The organism is uncultured Campylobacter sp., assembly GCF_937949835.1.
GTDB lineage: Bacteria > Campylobacterota > Campylobacteria > Campylobacterales > Campylobacteraceae > Campylobacter_B.
In genome coordinates, this window is record NZ_CALEDC010000455.1 from 1 (window position 1) to 10130 (window position 10130).

A 10130-nucleotide genomic window follows, 5' to 3' on the forward strand; every position below is an offset into this window, starting at 1 on the left:
GCGCGAGCGCGAAAAGCGGTCTACTACAACCTCACTCATCGTTTCTCATCCACCTTTCTAGCGCGCTCATCTGCTCGTGCGCGGTCAAATTTAGCTTAATCGGACTTAGCGTCGCTCGCCCCTCAAAAAGTGCCGAAATGTCGCTGTTTTCGTTCCTACTCGCATCAAAGTCGAACGTAGATTTGCCGAGCCAATAATACTCTATTCCGCGCGGATTGCGGTTTAGCTGCGCGTCGGTGTCGTAGAGCTTCTCGCCGCATGGCGCAACCGTTAGCCCCTTAAAATCTTGCTTTGAGACGGCAGGGACGTTTAAATTTAAAAACTGCTTGGGCGGCAACGGAAAGCCGTTTTTGAAAATTTTCCCCACCAGATCAACCGCAAGCTCGCACGCAAGATCAAATCCGTATCGCTGCAGCGAATCCGCGACGTAAAACTGGCTCACCGCAAGCGCGGGAATGCCTTGCAAAACCCCCTCCATCGCGCCTCCGCACGTGCCAGAATAGGTCACGTCCTCCGCGACGTTGGCGCCGTGATTTATGCCGCTTACCACGAGATCGGGCTTGCGGTTATACAGCGCGCGAAGCGCCAAATACACGCAGTCTGCGGGCGTAGCGTCGTCGAGTTTAAAAAATCCGTCATCGAGCTTTACAAATCTAAGCGGGCGCGCGAGCGTGAGCGAGTGCGAGCATGCCGATTTTTCCGAGCTCGGCGCTACGATGGTGACGTTTGCGACCGATCTTAGCGCGCTTGCAAGTTCTAAAAGCCCGCGCGCTTCGAATCCATCGTCATTGGTGATTAAAATTTCTTTCATATTCTCTCTTTAGCTAAAATTTCACGACAGGCCTATCGGAACGGAATTACGTCTGTAAAAATCTAACGCTCAATTCTTTACTATGCAAAAATTGCTACTTAGCTTGCGTGGCGTAAAATTCCGTTGCGCCAAATTTTTTCGCAAAAATTCCATCACGAAACTTAGATCACAAAATTCATAGAAAAATTCCGTCTTTTTGCTACGAAATTTTATCTTTTTTCGCTACAAATTTTATAGCCTGCCACGTAATTTCATCGCCTAAATTTCGCTTTCGAAATTTCTTAAATTAAATTTTGCGACCGCATTCCGCAACTCACCGCAAAATTTGTCTTTTAAATTATCGTAAAATTTTACACCACGAAATTTTGCTTTCGCGCCGATGCAAATCCGCGGCATAAAATTACGCTAGACTTATCTATAACCCTGCTTTGCGGCATATCTCCTCGCTCACCTGCGAATCAAGTAGATGCGAGCTTGGATAATCATAGAAAAATCGGTGCACTTCGCGCACTCCGCTTCGCAATAAAGCTCGCGTACTAGGTGCGTTGCAGTCATTTTCGGTAATATCCTTGGTTAACAATTTGAGATATTTTTGCCGATCGGAGCTTTTCAGGCTCGCCCAGCCAGGGCTTAGCGAGTAGGCATAGATCAGATCGCTTCCTTGTGCGCTAATTTCTTCTAGGATCGCAAACTGCGCAACCTTAACGTGGGGCTTGGCGCCGCCTACATCTGCTGCGATCTCGCTAGCTGCGGCTTTAGCGACGAGTGCGGGCGAGCCTAGCTTACTAAGCGCCTCAAAACGCGCCGTTACTGCGGGATCCTCGGTGACTTGACGCTTTTGGTATTTAGCCGCGCCGCAACCGCCCAGCAACATCGCGAACGCGCCGCATAACGCTAAAATTTTAAAATTTCTCATCTTAAATCCTTTGTCGGCTTAATTTTAGCACATTTTGCTATAATTAACAAAAATTTAAAAGGCTAAATTTGAAATATTTAATCTCTTGCCTAGAACCCTCTGCGAACCTGCATTTCAAAGAGGTTTTTGAGCATCTTAAAAGGCTCGATACCACTTGCGAGATTTGCGGAATTTTCGATGAAAAGCTGGGTTCGCCGATATACAAAAGCAGCGAATTTTCGGCGATGGGTTTTATAGAAATTCTGCCGCTGATTTTAAAAGCCAAGCGCGCGATAGCGCAGATGACGCGGCTTGCGGCGGAGTGCGATCGTGTGCTTTTGATCGACTCGCCCGCGTTTAATCTGCCGCTAGCTCGCGCGATCAAAGAAAGCGGCGCGCGCGCGGAAATTTCATATTATATCCTGCCGCAGGTTTGGGCGTGGAAGCCGCACAGAGCGGAGAAGCTGAAGGCGTTTTGCGACAATCTGCTCTCCATCTGGCCTTTTGAGGCGAAATTTTTCGGCGCGGATTGCGAGGGAGATAAAGGCGCTGTGCCGCAAGAAGCGGAGAGCAAAGACGCTGAACTACAAGAAACAGAAGATAAAGACGCCGCGCAGAAAGAGAATGCCGCGCGCCCGAGCAAACAAAACGCTAAAACTGCGAAGTATTCTTTCGTGGGGCATCCGCTGCTTGATGAGATAAAATTTCAAAAAACAAGCTACGAAAAACAGGGCAAGATCGCCTTTATGCCAGGCTCGCGTAGGGCTGAAATTTCAAGGCTGATGCCGATTTTTAGAGCCCTTGCGCCTAAATTTGAAAATAGCGAGCGAGTCTTAATAATCCCGCCGCATCTGATGGATCAAAGAGATGAAATTTACGGGCCTCTGGACGGCTTTAGCATCGCAAACGATACTCCTGCCACGCTTAAGGATTGCGATTTTGCCTTCATCTGCTCGGGCACGGCGACGCTTGAGGCGGCGCTCATCGGCACTCCGTTCGTGCTGTGCTACAAAGCTCGCGCGTTTGACGTTTGGCTTGCGCGAAAGCTCGTAAAGCTAAAGCACGTGGGGCTTGCGAATATTATTTTTGATTTTTTGGGCGAGGAGCCGCTGCATGAGGAGCTTTTGCAATCCGAGGTAAGCGCGCAAAACCTACTTTCTGCATACGAGCGCTGCGACGCCGCTAAATTTAAACTTGCGAGCAAGAAGCTGCGAGATTATCTGAAATTCGGTTCCAGCGAAAACGTGGCAAAAATTTTAACGCAGCCTGCGAGCTAAAATTTTAAGGCTAAAGCTTATATAATTTGATAAAAAGAAAGGAAGATTATGACGACAGAACCAATGACGCTTTACGGATACGAAAAGATCACCTCCGAGCTCAAGGAGCTTCAGAGCGTGAAGCTGCCTCACATAGTCCAGCAGATCGACATCGCGCGCGGACACGGCGATCTGAAAGAAAACGCCGAGTACCACGCGGCGCGCGAAGAGCAGGCGTTCTTGCTCTCGCGCATCGCCGAGCTTAGCGACATCGTCTCTCGCTCAAAGATCATCGACCCCTCGACCTACGAGCACGACCGTGTAAAATTCGGCTCCACCGTTACCTTTATGGACGTGGAGACCGAGCGGGAGGAGACCTACGTCATCGTAGGACTTAGCGAAGCGGATATCTCGCGTAAACTTATCAATATAAACACACCTCTTGCGCGCCAACTTTTAGGCAAAGCAGAGGGCGATGAGGTGGTGCTTCAGCTACCATCAGGCACTCGCGACGTGGAAATTTTAAGCGTCGAATACAAGCCGATAAAATTTGAGAATTAGCGTGAAAAAAGTAGGCATCATCGGCGTTAGCGGCTATACTGGGCTTGAGCTGATTAAGGTTCTACTTTCCCACCCGAGCTTTGAAATTTCGTATTTGGGCGCCTCGACAGATGGAGAGATAAGCGAAATTTTTCCGCAGCTTCGTGGCGTGTTTGAGATGCACGTAGAAGCCGCGGACGCTCCCGTTGCGGCGCAAAGATGCGATCTTATTTTTTTGGCGCTGCCGCATGAAAAAGCGATGGAATTTGCCCGCGAAATTTTAAAATTTAAAAACGTCAAGGTAGTCGATCTATCGGCTGATTACCGCCTAAGCCGCGAGCTTTACGAGAAAAATTACACCGCGCATTTAGACCCTCGTAATTTAGCCCACGCCGTTTACGGGCTGCCCGAGCTAAATCGCGAAAAGATCCGCGCGGCGCGGCTTACCGCAAATCCGGGCTGCTATCCTACCTGCTCTATTTTGGCGCTCGCGCCGTTCGTGCGGCTACTAGATCCGGATACCGGCGTATTTATCGACGCAAAAAGCGGAGTAAGCGGCGCAGGCAAGGCTCTTAAAACGAGCAGCCATTTCGTAAGCGTGAACGAAAACGCAAATGCCTACTCGCCGATCTCGCATCGCCACGCAGACGAGATCAAAGAGCAGCTGCAAATTTTAAAAGGCAGCGAATTTAGCACGCTTTTCGTGCCGAATTTGCTGCCGATTACGCGCGGAATGCTAGTTAGCGCGTTCGGAGTGCTGCAAAAGAGCGTGGACGCAGAGGCGGTGCTGCGGGAATTTTACGAAAACGAGCCTTTCGTGCGCGTCCGAAGCGAGCCCGTGAGTATAAAAAACGTCGTAGGAACGCACTTTTGCGATATTTTTGTAAAAACTGCGGGCGATAAAATTTGGATCAACTCGGCGATCGATAATCTTTTGCGCGGAGCCTCGTCGCAGGCGGTCGCAAATGCAAATTTAATGTGCGGATTCGCCGAAGCTGCGGCGCTGCCGCGCATCGCGCACGGAATTTAAGCGATGAGCTTTTTGCAAAAGCCGTCACGCGCCGGAGCCTAAATGCAAAATGATCAAATTCAGACGATAAAACCCAGCGCGATCTTTATCGGCGATGCGCACGCGGGCGCGAGCAGGCCGCAATTTTTGAAATTCTTGCGCGCGCTGCGTTCTGCACAAAGCCTGCCGCCTCAAATTTTTATGATGGGCGATATGTTTGATTTTTTGGCAAACACGACCTACGTGCAGCGCTTCTACGAAGAGGAGATCGCGCTAATAAACGAGCTGTCGCGAAAATGCGAAATTTTTTACTTCGAGGGCAACCACGATTTTAATCTGCGCGAAATTTTCCCCCGCGCAAAAGTTTATCCAAACGCCGCGCAGCCCGTGAAATTTATCTGCGAGAGCGGCGAAGCGGTACAGATCGCGCACGGCGATCTGTTTTTGCCGCGCCTGACGCAGTTTGCGCTGCTTTCGCTACGAAATAGAGCTTTCTTAAAATTTATGGACCTGCTCGATCGCGCTTTAAAATTTAAAATTTCAAAGATGATCTTAAAATCGCAAAAAGGGAAAAACCTATACAAAAAAATGCCAAATTTTAAGGATATAATCGCGCCGAAGATCGATTTTTATGCGGCGAATTTGATCATCGAGGGGCATTATCATCAAGATGAAATTTTATATTTCGGCGAGAAAAAATATATAAATTTGTGCTCGTTCGGGGTCAGGAGCAAAATTTACGAGGTCGCAAAAAGCGAAAAATTTATGCTAATTCCAAAAAACTTAAACTTAAATTAGCTATAATTCCTAAATTTTTGCGAGGATATTTATGATAAAGCTTTGTGTTTTCGACTTTGATTCTACGCTGATGGACGGCGAGACGATAGGTTTTTTCGCCGCCAAAATGGGCACGCAGCGACAAGTTAGCGAAATCACGAAGCGCGCGATGGCGGGAGAGCTTGATTTTTTCGAGAGCCTTAGCGAGCGCGTGGCGCTGATAAAGGGGATGAAGCTTAGCGATGCTAAAGCTATCGCAGAAAGCCTGCCTTTTGTTTGCGGCGCTAGCGAGATCATCGCGTATCTGAAAAATAAAGGCATAAAGGTGATCGTCTTTAGCGGCGGATTTCATCTCGCTACCGACGCCGCGCAGAAAAAACTAGGCTTTGACGCGAGCTTTGCGAACTATCTGCATGAAAAGGACGGAATTTTAACCGGGCTTTTTGGCGGCGAGATGATGTTTGGATACTCAAAAGGCGTCCTGCTTGCGCAGCTTAAATCGCTGATGGGCCTAAGCGCAAGCGAAGTAATGTGCGTGGGAGACGGCGCGAACGACGTTTCGATGTTTCGCGAGGCGGGACTTAAAATCGCTTTTTGCGCGAATGAAATTTTAAAAGAGCACGCGAGCGTCTGCATTGAAAAAAAGGATTTGAAGGAGATTATGAAATATGTATGATAAAGCCCTAAATTTCAGCCTTTGGTGCGACTTTTTGGAGCGCGATTTTATCGATAAAGATTTCGACGAGCTGATCAAAAAGGGGATAATTAACGGCGCTACCTCCAATCCCGCAATCTTTAAAAATGCGATCCTAAGCTCCCCCGCATACGATGCAGCCAAAGAGGAATTTAGAAAAAAAGAGCCTAAAAAGCTGTATGAAATTTTAGCCACCGCGGACATCAGAAGCGCGGCGGAGAGCCTGCTTAAAAATTTTATCAACGGCGATGACGGCTTTGTGAGTATCGAGGTCGATCCATATTTCGCAGACGACGCCGAGGCGATGTATCGTGAAGGCAAGCACCTATATAGCACGATCGGTATGCCAAACGTAATGATAAAAATCCCCGCGACCAAGGCAGGCTACGAAGCGATGCGCGATCTACTAAAAAAGGGGATCAGCGTAAACGCGACCTTGGTTTTTTCGCCCGAACAGACCGTAAAATGCATCGAGGCGATAAAAGAGGGAATCGCGGGCTTTCGTCGCTACTTCCCGAAGGCAAATTTACCAAAAACCGTAATTAGCATCTTCGTTAGCCGCTTCGATAGGTTACTGGATGAAAAAATGGCCGCGGCGGGCCTTCCTACCGGCAAAATCGGCATAATGAACGCCGCGAAGTGCTACAATATCATCGCTAAAGAAAATTTAAACTACGTAAAGCCGCTGTTTGCGAGCACGGGCGTAAAAGGAGATGATCTGCCGAAGGATTACTACGTAAGCGAGCTAATGTATCCGGGCTGCGTAAACACCGCGCCGCTTGAGACCATAGAGGCTTTTATAAGCGGCGATCAAAAGCCCAAAATGCCGCCTAGCGACGCGCAGATAGAGGAATTTTTCGCTCGCGTAGCGGACGCGAAGATCGATATGAAAAAGGCGTATAAAAAGCTGCTGGATGACGGACTGGTGGCCTTTGAAGAAGCATTTAAAGAGATAATAAAAACACTTAAAAAGGAGAAATGATGGCGGGTTCTATAGATTATTCGCAGTATCAAGTTGACGCTTCTACGCTGGATTTTAAGCAGCGAGATAGGCTAAATAAATATCTGGAATTTCTAATCCAAAACGGCGGTAGCGACCTTCACATTAAATCAGGCGCGGTCATCAGAGGTCGTATCCACGGCGAGCTAGTAAAATTTAGTAAAACGCCATTTTTGAAAGAAGACGCGATGACGCTAGCTAAGGAGCTTCTCATCACGCGCTTTCCTGAGCTTATCGAGAAAAAGAGCGTGGATTTTACCTACAAGCTAAACGAAGATTATCGCTTCCGCGTTAATATTTTCTTTCAGATCGACGGTATCAGCGCGGTTTTCCGAACGATCCCGGTTAAAATTCCAGAGATCGACGATCTAGGTCTACCGCCTTCGATTAAAGATATTTGCGACACTGCTATGCGCGGCGTCGTGCTACTTACGGGACCTACGGGAAGCGGAAAGACGACCACGATCGCAAGCATGATCAATCGCATAAATAGGCAAAGAACCAGCCACGTCGTTACGATTGAAGACCCCGTGGAGTTCGTTTTCAAAGACGATAAATGCATTATCAATCAGCGCGCTATTGGTGAGGACTGCAATAACTTCGCCGATTCGCTTCGCGCTGCGCTGCGAGAGGATCCAGACGTCATATTTGTGGGCGAGATGCGCGATTTAGAGACGATCGAGACCGCACTTCACGCCGCAGAAACGGGCCACTTAGTGTTTTCGACGGTGCATACCATTGATGCGAAAGAGACGGTAAACCGCATTATCGCGATGTTTGAGCAGGCCGAACAGGAGCGTATCCGAATGACGCTCGCGTCCGTCTTAGAGGCGGTCATATCTCAGCGCCTTGCCCGTACTATCGAGGGAAAGCGCGTAGCCGTCGTTGAAATTCTACGCAAAAACACCCGTATTAAGGATATGATACTTGATGCGCGCGACGATGAAATTCCAGACGCGATCGCCGATGGTCGCAACACCTACGGCATGCAGACCTTCGATCAGCACCTGCTCGATCTTTACAGAGATGGCATCATTACTCGCGAGGAGGCGCTGGATAAGGCCTCTAAGCGAAACGACCTCGATCTACAGATCAAAAACGTCGATCTTGCCAAAAAAAGGGATTTGGCAGCAGAATCCGGAGAGAGCGCCGAAGAGATGCTCGCCGGCGAAGTCGTACAGCTAAAAGAGATCCGCTAAGTCGCAAATTTTAAAATTCTAAATTTTGCAATTTAAAATTTTAAAGAATTCTGCCTGCTGCCGCGCAGGCGGAATTCTATTCGCTTGCCCGCTGCTACGCGGGCAAATACTATGTTAAATTTCATTTTAAAAATTTAAAATTCTGATCAAAATTCTATGTTGAGCGCTCGTTTGAAATTCCCATTCATTTAATCTTTTAATCTTTAATAAACAAAATTTCAACCAAATTTCAGGGGGGGGGGGGGTATAATTACGTATATTTTTTCTATAAGGAGCAGGAAATGCCAGTTAAGAACCGAATGAGTTCCAACAAAACAAAAAAGGCAGGATGCTTTAGAACTCCCGCCCAAAAAGCGGGCGATAAAAAGCGCCGCAAAAGGAAATAATCTCGCGCCGTATTTGGTCGCGAAATTTATCTAAAAAGCGCTGAGGTCTTAATGCTTCGGCGCTTTTTAGAATTTAAATCGCGCAAGCGATCAAATGAATAAAATTTTAAAATTTCATCGCAAGAGAATTTTATGAAATATGAAATAATCGATGTCCATACCGCGCTAGAGGTCGTTTTTAAAAATTTTAAATGGGCGCTACTCATTGGAATTTTGCTGTTACCATCAGGCGTGGGTGCCGTGATTTTAGTGCTTTTGCCGTTTCAAAGCATTTTGATCTACAACAAAAACAAAAGATACCTGATCGATATGCAAACGGGTAAAATCACTTTCCCTAGAAGCGACGTTGAAAATAGCATTGTAGCCGTTTTGCTCTGCGCGCCGTATTGGAATTTAATGCGAAGCAAAACCGTCACGGCAGATCAAATCGAGGATATGCGCTTAGAGAAAAAAGAGGTAAAAAGCGCCAATATTTTTAAAATTTTCCTAGCGGTGATTAAATTTTTTAGGATGAGCTCCAAAAATGCTAAAACAGCTAGATTGGGGCGGCGCATTAATGATATCCAAACAAGATATTATCTCTACGTCTTTGGAAGCTTCGGCTCGACGGGATTATATTTTTACGACAAACAAAAGCGCGACGAAGTACGCAACGCCATACGAGAATGCGTACTTAAATTTAGCGCCAAAAATATAGATAGGAATTTATTCTGAGATGATAATTATAAATCGAATGTTTTCGGGCGGTTATTTGAACGAGAGCTTGGGGCACGAAATCATCAATCTTTTTAAGGCAGATAACGGCAGGCACTACATCTATGTAAATCCTTACGGCACGATAAACGAGGATGCGAAGGACGCACACAAAGTCCTTTTAGTACGTGCCATCTCGAAACACTGTTTTGAAATTTTAGCTCGCGCTAGCGAGTTAAAACTGCTTTTGAGCGATGAACTTTTTGCTAGCGGCAGAAAGCGCGGCGCTAAAGAGGAGCTTAAAAGACAATCCGAAATGATTGAAGCACAAAATATCACTTACGGCGGTGTGCCTCTAAACGAGCTATTTGAAAGCGAAAACGATAGCCCCAATGCGGCGTATATAACATTTGAGACGTCGAATTTTAAAAAACCAAAATTTAAATTTTACATCGTTGATGACGAGAAATTGATAGACGAAACGCATTTTTTAGTGCCATTTAAATTTTCCTCGCAATCTTTGAAGCAATATGTCCGCCACGAAAGCGTGCTGGATAAAATTTTCGTGCCCGAGCTTTGGCAGAGCGGCGACACTGCGAAACGGATTAAACGAGATGAAATTTTAAATTTTAAAGCTAAAGAGCAAAATATCTTAGAGATAATCGGCAAAATGGACGATGAGTTAAGCTTTTCAAATTGGATAGTCTATTATCTGCGAAACGATGCGAAGCTATTTTTAAAATTTGCAAGTGAAATTTTACGGCTAAACGTAAGTGAAGATGCGCAAATTTTAAGAGAATACAAAAATATAGATATTTTCATCAAAGATCAAAACCACGCAATCGTCATCGAAAATAAGATCAAATCCGG

General features: G+C 46.6%; 10 protein-coding genes and 1 pseudogene. 9 read left to right on the plus strand and 2 right to left on the minus strand.

Annotation, left to right across the window (positions count from 1 at the left end; translation table 11 throughout):
* Positions 1–31: 31 nt before the first annotated feature.
* Together surE and Q0256_RS10075 are read right to left on the minus strand one after the other, a co-directional pair.
* Entirely contained in the window at positions 32–811 is a 780-nt protein-coding gene (surE, locus tag Q0256_RS10070) for a 5'/3'-nucleotidase SurE (protein ID WP_297962674.1), read from the minus strand.
* Between the two features lie 415 nt (positions 812–1226).
* Positions 1227–1727 carry a hypothetical protein gene (locus Q0256_RS10075; protein WP_297962676.1) on the minus strand — a complete coding sequence of 167 codons (501 nt, stop codon included), beginning with the start codon at positions 1725–1727 and terminating at the stop codon, positions 1227–1229.
* Positions 1728–1795: 68 nt separating this feature from the next.
* Here Q0256_RS10075 and Q0256_RS10080 point away from each other — a divergent pair, with 68 nt between their 5' ends.
* From Q0256_RS10080 to Q0256_RS10120, 9 genes and pseudogenes are all read left to right on the plus strand, one after another.
* Entirely contained in the window at positions 1796–2983 is a 1188-nt protein-coding gene (locus tag Q0256_RS10080) for a lipid-A-disaccharide synthase (RefSeq protein WP_297962678.1), read from the plus strand.
* 48 nt (positions 2984–3031) lie between these two features.
* Positions 3032–3523 carry a transcription elongation factor GreA gene (gene greA, locus Q0256_RS10085; RefSeq protein ID WP_291938241.1) on the plus strand — a complete coding sequence of 164 codons (492 nt, stop codon included), beginning with the start codon at positions 3032–3034 and terminating at the stop codon, positions 3521–3523.
* 1 nt (position 3524) lies between these two features.
* Positions 3525–4532 carry an N-acetyl-gamma-glutamyl-phosphate reductase gene (argC, locus tag Q0256_RS10090; RefSeq protein ID WP_297962681.1) on the plus strand — a complete coding sequence of 336 codons (1008 nt, stop codon included), beginning with the start codon at positions 3525–3527 and terminating at the stop codon, positions 4530–4532.
* Between the two features lie 42 nt (positions 4533–4574).
* A complete protein-coding gene (locus Q0256_RS10095) occupies positions 4575–5309 on the plus strand; it encodes a metallophosphoesterase (protein WP_297962683.1) in 735 nt (244 codons plus the stop codon).
* A 31-nt stretch (positions 5310–5340) separates the two neighbouring features.
* Positions 5341–5964, plus strand: coding sequence for a phosphoserine phosphatase SerB (gene serB, locus Q0256_RS10100; protein WP_297962685.1), 624 nt, complete (start codon positions 5341–5343; stop codon positions 5962–5964).
* Complete coding sequence (locus tag Q0256_RS10105; protein WP_297962687.1) at positions 5957–6964, plus strand: transaldolase; 1008 nt, start codon at positions 5957–5959, stop codon at positions 6962–6964. The genes serB and Q0256_RS10105 overlap by 8 nt, the downstream gene beginning before the upstream one ends.
* On the plus strand, positions 6964–8181 hold the full coding sequence (locus tag Q0256_RS10110) for a type IV pilus twitching motility protein PilT (protein ID WP_177388521.1): 1218 nt from the start codon (positions 6964–6966) through the stop codon (positions 8179–8181). Before Q0256_RS10105 ends, Q0256_RS10110 begins: the two co-directional genes overlap by 1 nt.
* A 518-nt stretch (positions 8182–8699) precedes the next feature.
* Positions 8700–9281 (plus strand): hypothetical protein, encoded by a 582-nt coding sequence (locus tag Q0256_RS10115; protein WP_297962689.1) that lies wholly within the window; start codon positions 8700–8702, stop codon positions 9279–9281.
* Between the two features lies 1 nt (position 9282).
* Positions 9283–10130, plus strand: a pseudogene (locus Q0256_RS10120) (hypothetical protein); the annotation flags it as partial.